The organism is Streptomyces sp. NPDC017676 (assembly GCF_044329325.1).
GTDB lineage: Bacteria > Actinomycetota > Actinomycetes > Streptomycetales > Streptomycetaceae > Streptomyces.
Genome location: NZ_JBIRJA010000005.1, coordinates 158,311 through 176,100, shown reverse-complemented (window position 1 = coordinate 176,100; position 17,790 = coordinate 158,311). Strand labels below are relative to the sequence as shown.

The following is a 17,790-nucleotide window of genomic DNA, read 5'->3' as shown; positions in this document are numbered from 1 at the left end:
TCGCGCACACTCGACCCATGGACTGGAACCACTACCGCTTCCGCAGCGAGTGGCCCCTGCCCGCCCCGCCGGCCACCGTGTACGCGGCACTGGAGCGGGCCGAGGACTATCACCGCTGGTGGCCGCAGGTGCGGGCGGTGACTCGGCGGGACGACGGCACCGGTGTGATCACCATCCGGTCCGCGCTGCCGTACGCCCTCACCTCCACCGTGCGGGAGACCCGCCGGGACCCGGCCGCCGGTGTCCTGGAGGTCACCTTGTCCGGCGACATCGACGGCTGGGCCCGCTGGACGGTCACCCCCGGCGGCCCCGGCACCCTCGCCCGGTACGAGCAGGAGGTCCGCGTCCGCAAGCCCCTGCTCAGGCGGCTCGCCGTACCGGGACGGCCGCTCTTCCGCCTCAACCACCGGCTGATGATGCGGGCCGGACGGCGCGGACTGCTGCGCCACCTGGAAGCGGTTTGAAGGAACCCCGCCGGGACCTGTATTGTTCAGTGCGTTCCCGGGCGATTAGCTCAGTGGGAGAGCGCTTCGTTCACACCGAAGAGGTCACTGGTTCGAACCCAGTATCGCCCACCGGGAAAGGCCGGTCCGCCGTCGCGGACCGGCCTTCTTCATGCCGCCAGCCCGTCACGCCGCCGCCGGCAGCTCCGGCCGGAGCGGCCACTCCGTGCTGACGACCTCCTCCGAGCCGCTGCGCGCGAACCACGCCTGCAACCCGCGCGCCTGCGCGGCGTGCCAGTTCGCCTGCAAGGTGTGCAGGTCGGCGGGGGACAGCCGCTCCAGCCGGGCCGCGAACCGGCGGCCCAGCGCCCGTACGACATCCATCGCGGCCAGCGCGTCCGCCGCCGCGTCGTGCGCTTCCTGCAGTGTCACCTCGTAGTGCGCGCACAGGTCCGTCAGGGTGCGCCGGCCCTTGCGGTACCGGTCCAGATGCTTGTCCAGCACCCGCGGGTCCAGCACCCTGAGCGGCACCGACTCGAACCAGCGGTCCAGCGACGACGCCCGGTGCCGGCGCAACTCCCGGTCCAGCAGCGTCAGATCGAACGGCGCGTTCATCACCACCAGCGGCCGGCCCAGCGCCGCGTGCTCGGCCAGCTGCTCGGCTATCTCGTACATCACCGGGGCCGGCCAGCGCCCGTTGTGCTGCAGGTGCTCCTCCGTCAGCCCGTGCACCGCGGTCGCCGCCTCCGGCACCGGCACACCCGGGTTCACCAGCCACCGGGTGATCCGGGGCCGGGTCCCCGGCGCGTCCTGGACGACGACGGCGGCCGACACGATCCGGTCGGTCTCGACGTCCACGCCCGTCGTCTCCGTGTCGAAGGCGGCCAGCGGCCCCTCGTACCAGGTCGTCATCCCAACCCAACTCCTCGTTCACCGACGGCAGGTGACGTTCCGTCTTCTGCCCGTTTGGTGATACCCGGGCCGTTTGCGCCGTACGCCGGGAGGACACAACAGGAGTACGGGTCTTTGCAGTTCAGCGGCCCACAGCGGGGAAACCCTTGCCTTGGAAGGCTGTTGGTCATGGCCATAGCGCAGCCCGAGCGGGGCGGGCTGCTGCCCGAACGTCCGGGTCACCTTCGCGGCTCGCTCGCCACCACCGCCTGCATGGAGACACTGCAGGTCGGCTATCTGCACGCGGTCGCCGCCGCGGCCGGCTGCTCGCTGTCCCAGCCCTTCCCGGACAACGGCATCGACTGGCACGTCAGCCACAGCGCGCCCGGACACACCGTCGACGACGAGGTCACGATCAAGGTGCAGCTCAAGGCCACCTACCAGGTCCCGCCGAATCCTCCGGGGCGCTCCTTCTCCTTCACCCTCGACAACGACCACCTGCGCAAGCTCGCCCGCACCCCCGTCTCGGTGCACAAGATCCTGGTCGTCATGCTCGTGCCGCGCTCCCAGGGCGACTGGCTGCGCGCCAGCCACGACCGCCTCGACCTGCGGCACTGCTGCTACTGGATCAACCTCGCCGGCCACCCCATCACGGGCCGGAACCGGACCACCGTGCGGATACCGACCTCGCGCATCTTCGACGACCGGGCGCTCTGCGAGATCATGACGCGGGTCGGGACGGGAGGCAGACCATGAGGAACCGTCCCTACGACGAGCCGGTACGGCAGGTCCGGCCGCACCCCGACGACCTCCCCTGGGACCGGCCGCCCGAGCCCGCCGACGTCGACCCCGCCGTGCTCGGCGCCCTGCTGCGCCGGCACGGGTGGCAGCGGCGCGGCGGAGCACCCGGCCGGTACGGCCGCTGGACCCCGCCCGGCCCGGCCGGCGGCGCGACCAGCCTGCTCGTCCCCGAGAGCCGCGCCTTCCCCGACAGCGACGACCTGCTCGCGGAGGCCCTCGACGCCCTCGCCCGCAGCCACACCCCCTCCGCGCGCGAGGTCCTGATCTCCCTCGCCGTACCCAGCGACGAGATTCGCTGGTGGCGCGACACCCCGAGCGGACCCGCCGGTGCCGCCCCCTGGACCACCGACGACCAGCTGCGCGGCGCCGCCCGGCACATGCTGCTCGCCGCCGCGCTCGCCACGCGCGCGCGTGCCGGCTACTACGGCGCCCGCCACCGCCGCTCCGCCGCCGCCCTCCTGGACGACGTCCTCGTCGGCCCCGCCGCCGAGGGCCGCACCCTCACCGCCTTCGTCCCCGTGACCGCCGGCCGCCCCCTCGCCGTCCGCCTGCACCAGGCCCTCCACGCGGCCCGCGAGGCCATCGACTACCGGCGGGCCACCGGCGGCATGGACGCCTTCGACGGCGCCGTCGAGGCCGGCGTCAGCCGGGAACTCACCGAGGCACTCGCCGCCCTCGTCCACGGCACCGAGGGAGCCCGGGTCGCCGTCGCCTGGGCCCCCGGCACCGGCGTCCCCGAAGGCTGCGCCCCCTCCGCCGAACCCGTCGAGTTCTCACCCGGCGACCTGCCCGCGCTCCGCGAGGCCGCCGCCCGCTACCTACGGGCCGAACCCTCCGTCCCGGTCACCGTCACCGGCGCCGTCGTCCGCATGCGGCGCTCCGGGCCCGGCGGCGAGGGCACCGTACGCCTGCGCGTCCTCGCCGGCGCCGACGTCCCGCACGTCCGCGTCACCCTCGACGAGGAGGACTACCGCATCGCCGGCCACGCCCACCTCGTCGGCCTCCCCGTCCGCGTGCACGGCCGGCTGGAGCGCCGGGGCGGCTTCCGCAGGCTCACCGGCGCCTCGGGAGTGGTCCCCGTGCAGGTGGACGAGGCCGAGCGGGACCGGCTGCTGAAGTCCCTCCAGGAGAACCTCGACTTCTTCGAGGAGGCGTGCGGGGAAGCGTGAGGGAAGGGCGACCGAGGGTGACCGTTTCGCGGTCGGTGCCGTGGGGTCGGTACGATCGCCTGTGCGCGCGCTCCTGGTATGGCGCCGCACCCCACCTTCAGTCAGGAGAGACCGGTGTCAGACGTCCGTGTGATCATCCAACGCGATTCCGAGCGGGAAGAACGCGTGGTGACGACGGGCACTACGGCCGCCGACCTCTTCGCGGGCGAGCGCTCGATCATCGCCGCGCGCGTGGGCGGCGAGCTGAAGGACCTCGCGTACGCACTGTCCGACGGCGACGAGGTCGAGGGCGTCGAGATCTCGTCCGAGGACGGCCTGAACATCCTGCGCCACTCCACCGCGCACGTGATGGCGCAGGCCGTGCAGGAACTCTTCCCCGAGGCCAAGCTGGGCATCGGCCCGCCCGTCAAGGACGGCTTCTACTACGACTTCGACGTCGAGAAGCCGTTCACGCCCGAGGATCTCAAGGCCATCGAGAAGAAGATGCAGGAGATCCAGAAGCGCGGGCAGAAGTTCTCCCGCCGTGTCGTCACCGACGAGGCCGCCCGCGAGGAGCTGGCGGACGAGCCGTACAAGCTGGAGCTGATCGGCCTCAAGGGTTCGGCGTCGCACGACGACGGCGCGGACGTCGAGGTCGGCGCCGGCGAGCTGACGATCTACGACAACCTGGACGCCAAGACGGGCGAGCTGTGCTGGAAGGACCTGTGCCGCGGTCCGCACCTGCCCTCGACCCGGCTGATCCCGGCGTTCAAGCTGATGCGCAACGCGGCCGCCTACTGGCGCGGCAGCGAGAAGAACCCGATGCTCCAGCGCATCTACGGCACCGCCTGGCCGTCCAAGGACGAGCTGAAGGCGTACCTGGACTTCCTCGCCGAGGCCGAGAAGCGCGACCACCGCAAGCTCGGCACCGAGCTGGACCTGTTCTCCATCCCGGAGCAGATCGGCTCCGGCCTCGCCGTCTTCCACCCCAGGGGCGGCATCGTCCGCCGCGTGATGGAGGACTACTCGCGCCGCCGGCACGAGGAGGAGGGCTACGAGTTCGTCTACACCCCGCACGCGACGAAGGGGAAGCTCTTCGAGACGTCCGGGCACCTGGACTGGTACGCCGACGGCATGTACCCGCCCATGCAGCTCGACGAGGGCGTGGACTACTACCTCAAGCCCATGAACTGCCCGATGCACAACCTGATCTTCGACGCGCGCGGCCGGTCGTACCGCGAACTGCCGCTGCGCCTCTTCGAGTTCGGGACCGTGTACCGGTACGAGAAGTCGGGCGTCGTGCACGGCCTGACCCGAGCGCGGGGCTTCACGCAGGACGACGCGCACATCTACTGCACCCGTGAGCAGATGTCCGACGAGCTGGACAAGACGCTCACCTTCGTCCTCGGCCTGCTGCGCGACTACGGTCTGACCGACTTCTACCTGGAGCTGTCCACCAAGGACCCGGAGAAGTTCGTCGGCTCCGACGAGGTCTGGGAGGAGGCGACCGAGACCCTGCGCCAGGTCGCCGAGAAGCAGGGCCTGCCCCTCGTGCCCGACCCGGGCGGCGCCGCCTTCTACGGCCCGAAGATCTCCGTCCAGGCCAAGGACGCCATCGGCCGGACCTGGCAGATGTCGACCATCCAGCTCGACTTCAACCTGCCCGAGCGGTTCAACCTGGAGTACACCGGCCCGGACGGCTCCAAGCAGCGCCCGGTCATGATCCACCGCGCGCTGTTCGGCTCCATCGAGCGCTTCTTCGCCGTTCTGCTGGAGCACTACGCGGGCGCCTTCCCGGCGTGGCTGGCCCCGGTCCAGGCGATCGGCATCCCGATCGGCGACGCACACGTGGAGTACCTGCAGAAGTTCGCCACCGCGGCGAAGAAGCAGGGTCTGCGCGTCGAGGTGGACTCCTCCTCGGACCGCATGCAGAAGAAGATCCGCAACGCCCAGAAGCAGAAGGTGCCTTTCATGGTCATCGCCGGCGACGAGGACATGTCGAACGGCTCGGTGTCCTTCCGCTACCGCGACGGCTCCCAGGAGAACGGCATCCCGTTCGACGAGGCCATCGCGAAGATCGCCAAGGTGGTCGAGGAGCGGACCCAGGTCTGAACCGCCTGAGCCCTGAGGGCCCCCGGGATCACGGTCCCGGGGGCCCTTCCCGCCTTCCCCGGCCGCGAACGGCAGTCGTCGTCCACCGGCCGAGCTTGGCCGGAGAGCGTCGACCGGCCGCCCCGGCGACACGCCGGGAAGGGGTGAAGCCATATGCTGCCTAGCATGACGAGTGAGCCGGAGCAGCAGATCGGAGTGGGGACGCAGGACGCGTTCCAGCGCCTGTGGACGCCCCACCGGATGGCCTACATCCAGGGCGAGAACAAGCCGACCGGCCCGGGTGCCGGCGACGGTTGCCCCTTCTGCTCGATCCCGGCCAAGTCGGACGAGGACGGACTGATCGTCCGGCGCGGTGAGCATGTGTACGCGGTGCTCAACCTGTACCCGTACAACGGCGGCCACCTGATGACCGTGCCCTACCGCCATGTGGCCGACTACACGGATCTGACCGGGCCGGAGACCGCCGAGCTGGCGGAGCTGACCAAGCAGGCGATGACCGCCCTGCGGACCGCGTCCGGCGCCCAGGGTTTCAACATCGGCATGAACCAGGGCGCGGTCGCCGGGGCCGGTATCGCCGCGCATCTGCACCAGCACATCGTCCCCCGCTGGGGCGGCGACACGAACTTCATGCCCGTCGTGGGCCACACGCGGGTGCTGCCGCAGCTCCTGGCGGACACCCGGAAGATGCTGGCGGAGGCGTGGCCGACGGCGGCGTGAGCCCGTCCGGCGTTCGAGGACGAGGCCGTTCACGGCCGATGCGGGGGCCGGGGGCGGCAGCCCCCGGTGGCCGGAGCCTCCACGCACCCGCACCGGCCGAACCGCCGCGGCCTACGCGTCGTAGACGTCGGCCTTCTTCGGCATCGGGTCCTGGACGTTGCCGCTGAGGAAGGCGGAGCGGGCGCCGAACTTCTCCGTGTTCACGCCGTTCTCCTCCAGGAGCTTGATCGCGGCGGAGTGGACCACGCGCAGCACCGGTGTGGCCGCGCGCAGCGCGTCGTCGGCCATGAAGCGGTGGCGCCACGGCTGGTCGGCCCAGGCGTGCCGCAGGCCGAACGGCTCGGGCAGGCCCAGCGAGCCGCCGAGCCAGTTCAGCAGCGGCGGGTACCAGGTCAGCGGGGCGCGCACCGCGAGCCGTACCACCTCGTCGGTGGTGACCAGCGGCAGCTTGATCGTGCGGTTCTCCCAGGGCTTGAAGGACTTGGCGACCTCCTTGGTCGGCGCCTCCGGCTTGCTGGTGAACAGCGAGTTCACCGGTCCCAGCGCGTGCCCGGTGACCTCGATGCGCAGCGTCTCGTGCAGCACGGTGACGGTGATCAGCATGGTGATGACCAGCTGGCCGTCCCACAGGGTCCACTGCACGCCCAGGTAGTGCCGGTCGCCGCTGCCGAACTGCTGCTTGTTGCAGATGTCCTGTATGGCGTGCGGCTTGACCTGGAAGGCCTCGACGTCGGTGCCCTCGGGCCGGGACACCGCCGTGGCCTTCTCGCCGATCGGGGTGACGATCCAGTGCCGTATCGACGGCTTGGGGAAGCCGCCGGTGTTCAGCGGGCCGCGCTCCAGGAGGGCCAGCTGGTCGTGGATCGCGCGGACGACGTCCCAGCTGCGGAAGGGGTGGATCTCCCGGCTGGGGTCGGCGGGCACGAGGTCCTCGGCGAGCTGCCAGGCGCCCCAGCGGGTACCCATGCCGAGTATGCCCTTGGGGCCGGCGTAGAAGACCGAGTTCGACTGCTGTTCGGCGCTCAGCCGGGCCAGTGACTGGCGCAGCTCCTCCGCGGCGGTCTGGCCGGGTCCGCGCGGCACGGCCTCCGGGACCTTGGCGCCGACGCTGGTGCCGGAGAGCAGGCCGTCCCAGCGCACCCGCAGGTCGTTGGCGGTGCGCTCGCAGATCTGCTTGGCCCAGAACCAGCCGAGTACGGGGACGATCACGGCCGCGCGGGCGTACCACGCCCAGAAGCCGGAGAACGGCATCTTGATCAGGAACAGCGCGGCGAGCACGCCGACGCCCAGCAGGAGCGCGGTGGCCAGTGCCCCGGCCCGCTTGTCGTCGCGCCTGGCGACGAAGGTGCGCAGCTGGAAGACGAGCAGCCAGCCGATCATCCCGGGCAGGAAGAGCAGACCGCAGACGACGGTGATGGCGGTCAGGCGGTTGTCGCGCTCCCGGCGGATGTTGTTGGCGGCCAGGGCGTGTTCCACGACGAACTGCGGCTCGGAGCCGAAGGACTGGATGAGCGGCTTGCGGCCGGGGGCCAGCATCCGGTCGACGAGGGCCCGGGAGAACGCCTCACCGAGATTGGGCCGGAACAGCTTGATCCGGCCGGGCTTAACGGTCGACTGGTGCCACTCGTTGTCGGCCTTCTTGATCTCCTCGATCGGGCTGTCCCGGTACGCCGCGGAGGCCAGCGCGGAGGTCGCCGCCTGGCCCTCGTCGCCCGAGACGGGTACCTGGGGCCCGTCCCACTCCGTTCCAAACGACATTCCCGCCCCCATCGCCGCCGGTGCCGTTCCTGCGGCCTTCCCGACTTCCCTGCTCCGCACACCTGTTGGACCGGCCGTCGTGCCGACACCGGTCGGCTGCCGGTCGGTTGCGGCACGACGACACCAGGTGATCAGCGTATCCGCCTGCACCGACAGCGCGTGGGCGGACGGCCGAAGCCGCCCGCCCGTGCGCCCGTCGTGCGCCGGTGTACTGCGTCTCGTCCTACGCCTCGTCCCCGGCCTGTTCGCGGAGGCGTTCGGCGATCTGCGGCGGCATCGGCTCGTGCCGGGCGTAACTCCGGTCGAAGCGGGCCGTGCCGTGCGAGAGCGAGCGCAGGTCGACGGCGTACCGCCCGATCTCGAACTCGGGCACCTCGGCGCGGATCAACGTCCGCCCCGTGCCCACCTGTTCGGTGCCGAGCAGCCGGCCGCGACGGCCGGAGAGGTCGCTCATCACGGCGCCCACGTAGTCGTCGCCGACCAGGACGGTCACCTCGGCGACCGGCTCCAGCAGATGGATCCTCGCGTCCGCCGCGGCCTCGCGCAGCGCGAGCGCGCCCGCCGTCTGGAAGGCGGCGTCGGAGGAGTCCACCGAGTGGGCCTTGCCGTCCACCAGCGTGACCCGCACGTCGACCAGGGGGTAGCCGGCGGCGACGCCCTTGGCGGCCTGGGCGCGCACCCCCTTCTCGACGGAGGGGATGAACTGGCGGGGCACCGCGCCGCCGACCACCTTGTCCACGAACTCGATGCCCGAGCCGCCCGGCAGCGGTTCGACCTCGATCTCGCAGATGGCGTACTGGCCGTGGCCGCCGGACTGCTTGACGTGCCGGCCGCGCCCGGTGGCCCGGTTCGCGAACGTCTCCCGGAGGGAGACCCGGTGCGGGACGACGTCGACCTGGACGCCGTAGCGGTTGCGCAGCCGTTCCAGGGCGACGTCGGCGTGGGCCTCGCCCAGGCACCACAGGACGACCTGGTGGGTGTCCTGGTTCTGTTCCAGGCGCATGGTCGGGTCCTCGGCGACCAGCCGGGACAGCCCCTGGGAGAGCTTGTCCTCGTCGGCCTTGCTGTGCGCGTGGATGGCGAGCGGCAGCAGCGGGTCGGGCATCTGCCAGGGCTCCATCAGGAGCGGGTCGTCCTTGGCGGAGAGGGTGTCGCCGGTCTCCGCGCGGCTGAGCTTGGCCACGCAGACCAGGTCGCCGGCGACGGCGCGGGTGACCGGGCGCTGCTGTTTGCCGAAGGGCATGGACAGCGCGCCGACCTTCTCGTCCACGTCGTGGTCCTCGTGCCCGCGGTCGGCGAGGCCGTGCCCGGAGACGTGCACGGTCTGGTCCGGGCGCAGGGTGCCGGAGAAGACACGGACCAGCGAGAGCCGGCCGACGTAGGGGTCGGAGGAGGTCTTGACGACCTCGGCGACCAGCGGGCCGTCCGTGTCGCACGGCTTCAGCTCGCGCGGCTCGCCGTCGATGGTGGTGACGCCGGGCAGCGGGTGCTCGAACGGGGTCGGGAAGCCGCGCGTGACCAGCTCCAGCAGCTCCACCGTGCCGAGGCCCTGCCTGGCGCCCTCGGCGGCGGGGGCGGCGGCCAGCACGGGGAAGAACGCACCACGTGCCACGGCCCGCTCAAGGTCCTCGATCAGCGTCTTGACCTCGACCTGCTCGCCGCCCAGGTAGCGGTCCATGAGGGTCTCGTCCTCGCTCTCCGCGATGATCCCCTCGATGAGCCGGTTCCGGGCCTCCTCGATGTCCGGAAGCTGGTCCTCGCCGGGCTCGGACTCCTTGCGCTCCCCGGTCGAGTAGTCGAACAGCTTCCGCGACAGCAGCCCGACGAGCCCGGTCACGGGCGCGTGCCCGTCGGGGCCCTCGGGGCCGCGCAGCGGCAGGTACAGGGGCAGGACGGCGTCGGGGTCGTCACCGCCGAAGGCCTCGGCGCAGATCCGTGTCATCTCCTCGAAGTCCGCGCGCGCGGCCTCCAGGTGCGTGATCACGATCGCGCGGGGCATGCCCACCGCCGCGCACTCCTCCCACACCATCCTGGTCGAGCCGTCCACGCCGTCGGAGGCCGAGACGACGAACAGGGCCGCGTCCGCCGCCCGCAGACCGGCCCTGAGCTCACCGACGAAGTCGGCGTAGCCCGGGGTGTCGAGGAGGTTGACCTTGATGCCGTCCCACTCGACCGGCACCAGGGAGAGCTGTACCGATCGCTGCTGCCGGTGCTCGATGTCGTCGTGGTCGGAGACGGTACCGCCGTCCTCGACGCGCCCCGCCCGGTTCACCGCCCCCGCGGTCAGCGCGAGCGCCTCCACGAGGGTCGTCTTTCCCGAGCCGGAGTGGCCGACCAGCACCACATTCCGTACGGACGCGGGTCGGTCGGCCGCCAGAGCCCTGCCGGCGGCCCCGGGGTGGTGTGTCTGTGCCTTGTCGCCCATGATCCTGCCTCCCGTGCACGGTGAGGGTGGGCGCGGACACGCGGGATCCGCGTGTGCGGCGGCTCCGGCGACGCCCGCGGTTATTCGAGCTTTCCACTCCCGTCACGTCGCGTCCATACGAAGGACCGCGAAGGGTGCGCAGGTGCGTACGCGGCACCGATCGCGTCGCGCACGCCCCGTGCGCGACGGCACGCGCCGGTTCCCGGCGCGGCTGTGGGTGCCCGCCCGCCACGCACACGCGCGCGTGGCTACGATGGGCCAGCCGGCGGCCACCAGGGGCCGCGGCGACACCGACCGTCGGGAAGGCCATGCTGAACAAGTACGCGCGTGCATTCTTCACGCGTGTCCTCACACCGTTCGCCGCGTTTCTCATCCGCCGGGGCGTGAGCCCCGACACCGTCACGCTCATCGGCACGGCCGGGGTGATCGCGGGGGCGCTGGTCTTCTACCCCAGGGGCGAGTTCTTCTGGGGCACGGTCGTGATCACCCTGTTCGTCTTCTCCGACCTGGTCGACGGCAACATGGCCCGCCAGCTCGGCCGCTCCAGCCGCTGGGGCGCCTTCCTGGACTCCACCCTGGACCGGGTCGCCGACGGAGCGATCTTCGGCGGCTTCGCGCTCTGGTACGCGGGCAACGGGAACGACAACGTGCTGTGCGCGGTGTCGATCTTCTGCCTGGCGAGCGGCCAGGTGGTGTCGTACACCAAGGCGCGCGGTGAGTCGATCGGGTTGCCGGTCGCCGTCAACGGACTCGTCGAGCGTGCCGAGCGGCTGGTGATCTCGCTGGTCGCCGCCGGTTTCGCGGGCCTGCACAAGTTCGGCGTGCCGGGCATCCAGTGGCTGCTGCCCATCGCCCTGTGGATCGTCGCCGTCGGCAGCCTCGTCACGCTGATCCAGCGGGTCGTCACCGTCCGCCGCGAGTCCGCCGAGGCGGAGGCGGCGGCCCGGCAGAGCACGAGCGAGGCGACGCAGTGAGCGCCGCCGACCGGCTCACCGACACGCTGTACGGGCTCGGCTGGAGCACCGTCAAGAAGCTCCCGGAGCCGGTCGCGGTGCGCCTCGGCCGGAGCATCGCCGACCTCGCCTGGAAGCAGCGCGGCAAGGGCGTCCAGCGGCTGGAGGCCAACTACGCGCGCGTGGTGCCGGGCGCCACCGCGGAGCGACTGGCCGAGCTGTCCCGCGCGGGCATGCGCTCCTACCTGCGCTACTGGATGGAGTCCTTCCGGCTGCCGGCCTGGAGCGCCGAGCGCGTGCGGACGGGCTTCGACCCCAAGGACGTGCACCACCTGACCGACGGCCTCGCCGCCGGCCGGGGCGTGATACTCGCCCTGCCCCACCTGGCCAACTGGGACCTGGCCGGCGCCTGGGTCACCACGGAGCTGAAGACGCCGTTCACGACGGTCGCCGAGCGGCTGAAGCCCGAGACGCTGTACGACCGGTTCGTCGCCTACCGCGAGGGCCTCGGCATGGAGGTCCTGCCGCACAGCGGCGGCTCCGCCTTCGGCACCCTGGCCCGCAGGCTGCGCGACGGCGGCCTGGTCTGCCTGGTGGCCGACCGCGACCTGTCCGCCTCCGGCGTCGAGGTCGACTTCTTCGGCGAGACGGCCCGGATGCCGGCCGGACCGGCCCTGCTGGCCCAGCAGACCGGCGCGCTGCTGCTGCCCGTCACCCTCTGGTACGACGAGACGCCCGTCATGAAGGGCCGGGTGCACCCGGCGGTCGAGGTCCCCGGGTCAGGTACCCGGGCCGAGAGGACGTCTGCCATGACACAGGCGCTGGCCGACGCCTTCGCCACCGGGATCGCCGACCATCCGGAGGACTGGCACATGCTCCAGCGGCTGTGGCTCGCCGACCTCGACCCCGCGAAGGGACCCGCGTGAGAATCGGGATCGTCTGCCCGTACTCCTGGGACGTGCCCGGTGGCGTCCAGTTCCACATCCGCGACCTCGCCGAGTACTTCCTGCGGCTCGGCCACGAGGTGTCCGTCCTCGCCCCGGCCGACGACGACACCCCTCTGCCGCCGTACGTGGTCTCCGCGGGCCGCGCGGTCCCGGTGCCGTACAACGGCTCGGTGGCCCGGCTGAACTTCGGCTTCCTGTCGGCCGCGCGGGTACGGCGCTGGCTGCATGAGGGCGCCTTCGACGTGGTGCACATCCACGAGCCGACCTCGCCCTCGCTGGGCCTGCTGACCTGCTGGGCGGCGTCCGGGCCGATCGTGGCCACCTTCCACACCTCCAATCCGCGCTCGCGCGCGATGATCGCCGCGTACGCGATCCTCCAGGCCGCGCTGGAGAAGATCAGCGCGCGGATCGCGGTCAGCGAGTACGCCCGCCGCACCTTGGTCGAGCATCTCGGCGGGGACGCGGTGGTCATCCCCAACGGCGTCGACGTGGACTTCTTCGCCGGGGCCGAGCCGAGGCCGGAGTGGCAGGGCGACACCATCGGCTTCATCGGCCGCATCGACGAGCCCCGCAAGGGCCTGCCGGTCCTGATGAGGGCGCTCCCGCGCATCCTGGCCGCCCGCCCCCGCACCCGGTTGCTGGTCGCCGGCCGCGGCGACGAGGAAGCGGCCGTCGAGGACCTGCCGAAGGAGCTGCGCTCCCGCGTCGAGTTCCTCGGCATGATCAGCGACGAGGACAAGGCGCGGCTGCTGCGCAGCGTCGACCTGTACGTCGCGCCCAACACCGGCGGGGAGAGCTTCGGCATCATCCTGGTCGAGGCGATGTCCGCGGGCGCCCCCGTGCTCGCCTCCGACCTGGACGCGTTCGTGCAGGTCCTGGACCAGGGGGAGGCCGGCGAGGTCTTCGCCAACGAGGACTCCGACGCACTGGCCGAGGCGGCCGTGCGCCTGCTTGAGGACCCGGCCCGCCGGACCGAGCTGCGCGAGCGCGGCAGCGCCCATGTACGGCGGTTCGACTGGTCCACGGTCGGCGCGGACATCCTGTCCGTCTACGAGACGGTGACGGCGGGCGCGGCGGCGGTGGCCGCGGACGAACGGACGACGGGCCTGAGGGCGCGGTTCGGTCTGGCGCGGGACTGAGGCGGGGGGTTCCGGGGTCCCGGGAGAACCTGGACGGGAGCGGGCTGCGCAGCGCCGAGCCGGGAGGCGCGGGCTGTTCGCGCTGGGCCGCGGGGGACTGGCCGGAGCCGCTCCCGGGCCGTGTCCGGTGACGCGGTACTGGCTCGTAGCGGCGGTCCGGGCAGCCGATAGCCTTCCGGCGTGACCGCAACTCTCATCTGGATCCTCGTCGCGCTCCTCGCCGTCGGCGTGTACCTCAGCTGGACGGCAGGGCGGCTGGACCGGCTGCACGTGCGGATGGACGCCGCCCGGGCCGCACTCGACGCCCAGTTGCTGCGGCGGGCCTCCGTGGCGCAGGAACTGGCGACCTCGGGCGTGCTGGACCCGGCCGCCTCGATCGTGCTCTACGAGGCCGCGCACGCGGCCCGGCAGGCCGAGGAGGAGCAGCGGGAGGTCGCCGAGAGCGAGCTGAGCCAGGCGCTGCGGGCGGTCTTCGAGGACCCGGCGCAGGTGGAGGCCGTACGGGAGGCCCCCGGCGGCGAGGAGGCCGCCCGTGAGCTGGCCGAGGCCGTCCGCAGGGTGCCGATGGCCCGCCGCTTCCACAACGACGCCGTGGGGGCCGCCCGCAGACTCCGCGAGCACCGCAAGGTCCGCTGGTTCCGGCTGGCCGGCCACGCCCCCTTCCCGCTGGCCTTCGAGATGGACGACGAACCGCCCGCGGCCCTCGTCGAGAGGGTCGCCTGACCGGCAGGCGGACCAAAAGGATCCACCGGCTTGCCATTGGCCCTTGCTGTGGCCTGGTCCACTCACGTTTCCTCATCGGTGCAGAAAACCCTCTTCCCCTTCAGTGAGGTCACCCGTGTCCACCACCGAGAACCAGGCTCCCGAGACCGGCACCGCCCGCGTGAAGCGCGGCATGGCCGAGCAGCTCAAGGGCGGCGTGATCATGGACGTCGTCACACCGGAGCAGGCGAAGATCGCCGAGGACGCGGGCGCCGTCGCCGTCATGGCCCTGGAGCGGGTCCCGGCCGACATCCGCAAGGACGGCGGCGTGGCCCGCATGTCCGATCCGGACATGATCGAGGGCATCATCGACGCCGTCTCGATCCCGGTCATGGCCAAGTCCCGCATCGGCCACTTCGTCGAGGCCCAGGTGCTCCAGTCCCTCGGTGTCGACTACATCGACGAGTCCGAGGTGCTCACCCCGGCCGACGAGGTCAACCACTCCGACAAGTGGGCCTTCACCACCCCCTTCGTCTGTGGCGCCACCAACCTGGGCGAGGCCCTGCGCCGCATCGCCGAGGGCGCCGCGATGATCCGTTCCAAGGGCGAGGCCGGCACCGGCAACGTCGTCGAGGCCGTCCGCCACCTGCGCCAGATCAAGAACGAGATCGCCCGCCTGCGCGGCTACGACAACCACGAGCTGTACGCCGCCGCCAAGGAGCTGCGCGCCCCGTACGAGCTGGTCAAGGAGGTCGCCGAGCTGGGCAAGCTCCCGGTGGTGCTGTTCTCCGCCGGCGGTGTGGCCACCCCGGCCGACGCCGCCCTGATGCGTCAGCTCGGCGCCGAGGGCGTCTTCGTCGGCTCCGGCATCTTCAAGTCCGGCGACCCGGCCAAGCGCGCCGCCGCCATCGTCAAGGCCACCACCTTCTACGACGACCCGAAGATCATCGCGGACGCCTCCCGCAACCTCGGCGAGGCCATGGTCGGCATCAACTGCGACACCCTCCCCGAGACCGAGCGCTACGCGAACCGCGGCTGGTAAGGCACTGGAACCCATGAACACCCCCGTCATAGGCGTCCTGGCCCTCCAGGGCGACGTACGGGAGCACCTCATCGCCCTGGCCGCGGCCGACGCCGTGGCCAGGCCGGTGCGGCGCCCCGAGGAACTCGCCGAGGTCGACGGCCTCGTCCTGCCCGGCGGTGAGTCCACCACCATCTCCAAGCTGGCCATCCTCTTCGGCGTGATGGAACCCCTCCGCGCGCGCGTGCGCGCCGGCATGCCGGTCTACGGCACCTGCGCGGGCATGATCATGCTCGCCGACAAGATCCTCGACCCGCGCTCGGGCCAGGAGACCGTCGGCGGCATCGACATGATCGTGCGCCGCAACGCCTTCGGACGGCAGAACGAGTCGTTCGAGGCCGCGGTCGACGTCAAGGGCGTCCCGGGCGATCCTGTGGAGGGCGTCTTCATCCGCGCCCCGTGGGTGGAGTCCGTGGGCGCCGGGGCCGAGGTGCTCGCCGAGCACGACGGTCACATCGTCGCCGTACGCCAGGGCAGCGCGCTCGCCACGTCGTTCCACCCGGAACTGACGGGCGACCACCGCGTGCACGCCCTGTTCGTCGACATGGTGCGCGCGCACCGGACACCGGAGTAGCACGAGAGTCCTTGTAGGATCTCTGGCGTTCGTATCTGGATGGGTTACGCGAAGGAGACAGGCAGATGTCCGGCCACTCTAAATGGGCCACGACGAAGCACAAGAAGGCCGTGATCGACGCCAAGCGCGGCAAGCTCTTCGCGAAGCTCATCAAGAACATCGAGGTCGCGGCGCGGATGGGCGGCGCGGACCCCGAGGGCAACCCGACGCTCTACGACGCCATCCAGAAGGCGAAGAAGTCGTCGGTCCCCAACAAGAACATCGACTCCGCGGTCAAGCGCGGCGCGGGCCTGGAGGCCGGCGGCGCCGACTACGAGACGATCATGTACGAGGGCTACGGCCCGAACGGCGTCGCGGTGCTCATCGAGTGCCTCACCGACAACCGCAACCGCGCCGCCTCCGAGGTCCGCGTCGCCATGACCCGCAACGGCGGCTCCATGGCCGACCCGGGCTCCGTGTCGTACCTGTTCAACCGCAAGGGCGTCGTCATCGTCCCCAAGGGTGAGCTGACCGAGGACGAGGTCCTCATGGCCGTCCTGGACGCGGGCGCCGAGGAGGTCAACGACCTCGGCGAGACCTTCGAGGTCATCAGCGAGGCCACCGACCTGGTCGCGGTCCGCACCGCGCTCCAGGAGGCCGGCATCGACTACGACTCCGCCGAGGCCAACTTCGTCCCGACCATGCAGGTCGAACTGGACGAGGAGGGCGCGAAGAAGATCTTCAAGCTGATCGACGCCCTGGAGGACAGCGACGACGTGCAGAACGTCTTCGCCAACTTCGACGTGAGCGACGAGATCATGGAGAAGGTCGACGCGTAACGCCCAGAGCCGGCTGACCGGGCCGACGGGACACCCCCGTCGGCCCGTCGCGTTGTACGGCGTTGTCAGTGGCACCCGATAGCCTGCACGAACAAGCGACGGGGTCATCGGAGGGAGGGGCGCGCGTGCGCGTACTGGGGGTGGACCCCGGGCTGACCCGGTGCGGGGTCGGTGTCGTCGAAGGGGTCGCGGGCCGCCCGCTCACCATGGTCGGCGTCGGAGTCGTCCGGACCCCCGTGGACGCCGACCTCAGCCACCGGCTGCTCGCCGTGGAGCAGGGCATCGAGCAGTGGATGGACGAGCACCGCCCCGAGTTCGTCGCCGTCGAGCGCGTCTTCAGCCAGCACAACGTGCGCACGGTCATGGGCACCGCCCAGGCCAGCGCGGTCGCCATGCTGTGCGCCGCCCGGCGCGGCATCCCCGTCGCCCTGCACACCCCCAGCGAGGTCAAGGCCGCCGTCACCGGCACCGGGCGCGCCGACAAGGCACAGGTCGGAGCCATGGTGACCCGGCTGCTCCGGCTCGCCGCGCCGCCCAAGCCGGCCGACGCCGCCGACGCCCTCGCGCTCGCCATCTGCCACATCTGGCGGGCCCCCGCCCAGAACCGGCTCCAGCAGGCCGTCGCCCGGCACGCAGTCCACGCAACGAAAGGCCGTACGGCATGATCGCCTTCGTCAGCGGCACGGTCGCCGCGCTCGCCCCCGACGCCGCGGTCGTCGAGGTCGGCGGCGTCGGCATGGCCGTCCAGTGCACCCCGAACACGCTGTCGACGCTGCGGATCGGCCGGCCGGCCAAGCTGCACACCTCCCTCGTCGTCCGCGAGGACTCGCTCACCCTGTACGGCTTCGCCGACGACGACGAGCGCCAGGTCTTCGAACTGCTGCAGACCGCGAGCGGCGTCGGCCCGCGCCTGGCCCAGGCGATGCTCGCCGTGCACACCCCGGACGCGCTGCGCCGCGCGGTCGCCACCGGTGACGAGAAGGCCCTCACCGCCGTCCCCGGCATCGGCAAGAAGGGCGCTCAGAAGCTGCTGCTGGAGCTGAAGGACCGGCTCGGCGCGCCCGTCGGCGCCCCCGCCGTCGGCGCCCCCGTCAGCCAGGGCTGGCGCGACCAGCTGCACGCGGCCCTGATCGGCCTGGGCTACGCCACCCGCGAGGCCGACGAGGCGGTCGCCGCCGTCGCCCCGCAGGCCGAGGCAGCGGGCGGCACGCCCCAGGTCGGGCAGTTGCTCAAGGCCGCCCTGCAGACCCTGAACCGCGCCCGCTGACCTGCGCCACCGCT

17 protein-coding genes and 1 tRNA gene are annotated in these 17,790 nt (G+C 71.8%); 15 read left to right on the top strand and 3 right to left on the bottom strand.

Annotated elements, in window-relative coordinates; all coding sequences use genetic code 11:
- Window positions 1-17 precede the first annotated feature (17 nt).
- Both ACH4LD_RS12970 and ACH4LD_RS12965 read left to right on the top strand, forming a co-directional pair.
- On the top strand, window positions 18-464 hold the full coding sequence (locus tag ACH4LD_RS12970) for an SRPBCC family protein (protein WP_398055859.1): 447 nt from the start codon (window positions 18-20) through the stop codon (window positions 462-464).
- A gap of 39 nt (window positions 465-503) precedes the next feature.
- Window positions 504-575 (top strand) — tRNA-Val (locus tag ACH4LD_RS12965).
- Between the two features lie 54 nt (window positions 576-629).
- Here the strand turns inward: ACH4LD_RS12965 and ACH4LD_RS12960 are convergent.
- On the bottom strand, window positions 630-1,355 hold the full coding sequence (locus ACH4LD_RS12960; protein ID WP_398055860.1) for a 3'-5' exonuclease: 726 nt from the start codon (window positions 1,353-1,355) through the stop codon (window positions 630-632).
- Window positions 1,356-1,523: 168 nt separating this feature from the next.
- On the opposite strand from ACH4LD_RS12960, the gene ACH4LD_RS12955 reads away from it, so the two are divergent.
- From ACH4LD_RS12955 to ACH4LD_RS12940, 4 genes are all read left to right on the top strand, one after another.
- Window positions 1,524-2,090 carry a DUF4365 domain-containing protein gene (locus ACH4LD_RS12955; RefSeq protein WP_132786546.1) on the top strand — a complete coding sequence of 189 codons (567 nt, stop codon included), beginning with the start codon at window positions 1,524-1,526 and terminating at the stop codon, window positions 2,088-2,090.
- Window positions 2,087-3,304, top strand: a complete 1,218-nt coding sequence (locus ACH4LD_RS12950) for a hypothetical protein (protein ID WP_398055861.1) — start codon at window positions 2,087-2,089, stop codon at window positions 3,302-3,304. Before ACH4LD_RS12955 ends, ACH4LD_RS12950 begins: the two co-directional genes overlap by 4 nt.
- A 114-nt stretch (window positions 3,305-3,418) precedes the next feature.
- A complete protein-coding gene (gene thrS, locus ACH4LD_RS12945) occupies window positions 3,419-5,395 on the top strand; it encodes a threonine--tRNA ligase (protein WP_398055862.1) in 1,977 nt (658 codons plus the stop codon).
- A 153-nt stretch (window positions 5,396-5,548) separates the two neighbouring features.
- A complete protein-coding gene (locus ACH4LD_RS12940; RefSeq protein ID WP_132786549.1) occupies window positions 5,549-6,112 on the top strand; it encodes an HIT domain-containing protein in 564 nt (187 codons plus the stop codon).
- A 111-nt stretch (window positions 6,113-6,223) separates the two neighbouring features.
- On the opposite strand, the gene ACH4LD_RS12935 is transcribed toward ACH4LD_RS12940, so the two are convergent.
- Together ACH4LD_RS12935 and ACH4LD_RS12930 are read right to left on the bottom strand one after the other, a co-directional pair.
- Window positions 6,224-7,870: a hypothetical protein gene (locus tag ACH4LD_RS12935; RefSeq protein WP_132786550.1), complete on the bottom strand. Its 1,647-nt coding sequence runs from the start codon at window positions 7,868-7,870 to the stop codon at window positions 6,224-6,226.
- Between the two features lie 223 nt (window positions 7,871-8,093).
- Window positions 8,094-10,295, bottom strand: coding sequence for an elongation factor G-like protein EF-G2 (locus tag ACH4LD_RS12930; RefSeq protein ID WP_398055863.1), 2,202 nt, complete (start codon window positions 10,293-10,295; stop codon window positions 8,094-8,096).
- A gap of 308 nt (window positions 10,296-10,603) precedes the next feature.
- Between ACH4LD_RS12930 and pgsA the strand changes: the two genes are divergently transcribed.
- The 9 genes from pgsA to ruvA all read left to right on the top strand — a co-directional run bounded on the left by pgsA (window position 10,604) and on the right by ruvA (window position 17,776).
- Window positions 10,604-11,269, top strand: a complete 666-nt coding sequence (pgsA, locus tag ACH4LD_RS12925; protein ID WP_132786552.1) for a phosphatidylinositol phosphate synthase — start codon at window positions 10,604-10,606, stop codon at window positions 11,267-11,269.
- Window positions 11,266-12,174: a phosphatidylinositol mannoside acyltransferase gene (locus ACH4LD_RS12920; RefSeq protein WP_398055864.1), complete on the top strand. Its 909-nt coding sequence runs from the start codon at window positions 11,266-11,268 to the stop codon at window positions 12,172-12,174. Before pgsA ends, ACH4LD_RS12920 begins: the two co-directional genes overlap by 4 nt.
- The gene (locus ACH4LD_RS12915) at window positions 12,171-13,334 is read left to right on the top strand and encodes a glycosyltransferase family 4 protein (protein WP_398055865.1); all 1,164 of its coding nucleotides are present in this window, start codon (window positions 12,171-12,173) and stop codon (window positions 13,332-13,334) included. The genes ACH4LD_RS12920 and ACH4LD_RS12915 overlap by 4 nt, the downstream gene beginning before the upstream one ends.
- Window positions 13,335-13,514: 180 nt before the next feature.
- A complete protein-coding gene (locus tag ACH4LD_RS12910) occupies window positions 13,515-14,057 on the top strand; it encodes a hypothetical protein (protein WP_132786555.1) in 543 nt (180 codons plus the stop codon).
- A gap of 115 nt (window positions 14,058-14,172) precedes the next feature.
- Complete coding sequence (gene pdxS / locus ACH4LD_RS12905) at window positions 14,173-15,078, top strand: pyridoxal 5'-phosphate synthase lyase subunit PdxS (protein ID WP_398055866.1); 906 nt, start codon at window positions 14,173-14,175, stop codon at window positions 15,076-15,078.
- A gap of 13 nt (window positions 15,079-15,091) precedes the next feature.
- Window positions 15,092-15,691, top strand: a complete 600-nt coding sequence (gene pdxT / locus ACH4LD_RS12900) for a pyridoxal 5'-phosphate synthase glutaminase subunit PdxT (protein ID WP_398055867.1) — start codon at window positions 15,092-15,094, stop codon at window positions 15,689-15,691.
- Between the two features lie 65 nt (window positions 15,692-15,756).
- The gene (locus ACH4LD_RS12895) at window positions 15,757-16,509 is read left to right on the top strand and encodes a YebC/PmpR family DNA-binding transcriptional regulator (protein ID WP_014671555.1); all 753 of its coding nucleotides are present in this window, start codon (window positions 15,757-15,759) and stop codon (window positions 16,507-16,509) included.
- A 125-nt stretch (window positions 16,510-16,634) separates the two neighbouring features.
- Window positions 16,635-17,174 carry a crossover junction endodeoxyribonuclease RuvC gene (gene ruvC / locus ACH4LD_RS12890; protein WP_189814885.1) on the top strand — a complete coding sequence of 180 codons (540 nt, stop codon included), beginning with the start codon at window positions 16,635-16,637 and terminating at the stop codon, window positions 17,172-17,174.
- Window positions 17,171-17,776 carry a Holliday junction branch migration protein RuvA gene (ruvA, locus tag ACH4LD_RS12885; RefSeq protein WP_132786558.1) on the top strand — a complete coding sequence of 202 codons (606 nt, stop codon included), beginning with the start codon at window positions 17,171-17,173 and terminating at the stop codon, window positions 17,774-17,776. Before ruvC ends, ruvA begins: the two co-directional genes overlap by 4 nt.
- Window positions 17,777-17,790 lie beyond the last annotated feature (14 nt).

What these genes read in the sequence shown, in the direction of transcription:
- ruvA (WP_132786558.1), top strand. Translation starts at nt 17,171, where the DNA reads ATGATCGCCTTCGTCAGCGGCACGGTCGCCGCGCTCGCCCCCGACGCC.
- ACH4LD_RS12970 (WP_398055859.1), top strand. Translation starts at nt 18, where the DNA reads ATGGACTGGAACCACTACCGCTTCCGCAGCGAGTGGCCCCTGCCCGCC.
- pdxT (WP_398055867.1), top strand. Translation starts at nt 15,092, where the DNA reads ATGAACACCCCCGTCATAGGCGTCCTGGCCCTCCAGGGCGACGTACGG.
- ACH4LD_RS12940 (WP_132786549.1), top strand. Translation starts at nt 5,549, where the DNA reads ATGCTGCCTAGCATGACGAGTGAGCCGGAGCAGCAGATCGGAGTGGGG.
- ACH4LD_RS12950 (WP_398055861.1), top strand. Translation starts at nt 2,087, where the DNA reads ATGAGGAACCGTCCCTACGACGAGCCGGTACGGCAGGTCCGGCCGCAC.
- ACH4LD_RS12960 (WP_398055860.1), bottom strand. Translation starts at nt 1,355, where the DNA reads ATGACGACCTGGTACGAGGGGCCGCTGGCCGCCTTCGACACGGAGACG.
- pgsA (WP_132786552.1), top strand. Translation starts at nt 10,604, where the DNA reads ATGCTGAACAAGTACGCGCGTGCATTCTTCACGCGTGTCCTCACACCG.
- ACH4LD_RS12935 (WP_132786550.1), bottom strand. Translation starts at nt 7,870, where the DNA reads ATGTCGTTTGGAACGGAGTGGGACGGGCCCCAGGTACCCGTCTCGGGC.
- ACH4LD_RS12930 (WP_398055863.1), bottom strand. Translation starts at nt 10,295, where the DNA reads ATGGGCGACAAGGCACAGACACACCACCCCGGGGCCGCCGGCAGGGCT.
- ACH4LD_RS12955 (WP_132786546.1), top strand. Translation starts at nt 1,524, where the DNA reads ATGGCCATAGCGCAGCCCGAGCGGGGCGGGCTGCTGCCCGAACGTCCG.
- ACH4LD_RS12895 (WP_014671555.1), top strand. Translation starts at nt 15,757, where the DNA reads ATGTCCGGCCACTCTAAATGGGCCACGACGAAGCACAAGAAGGCCGTG.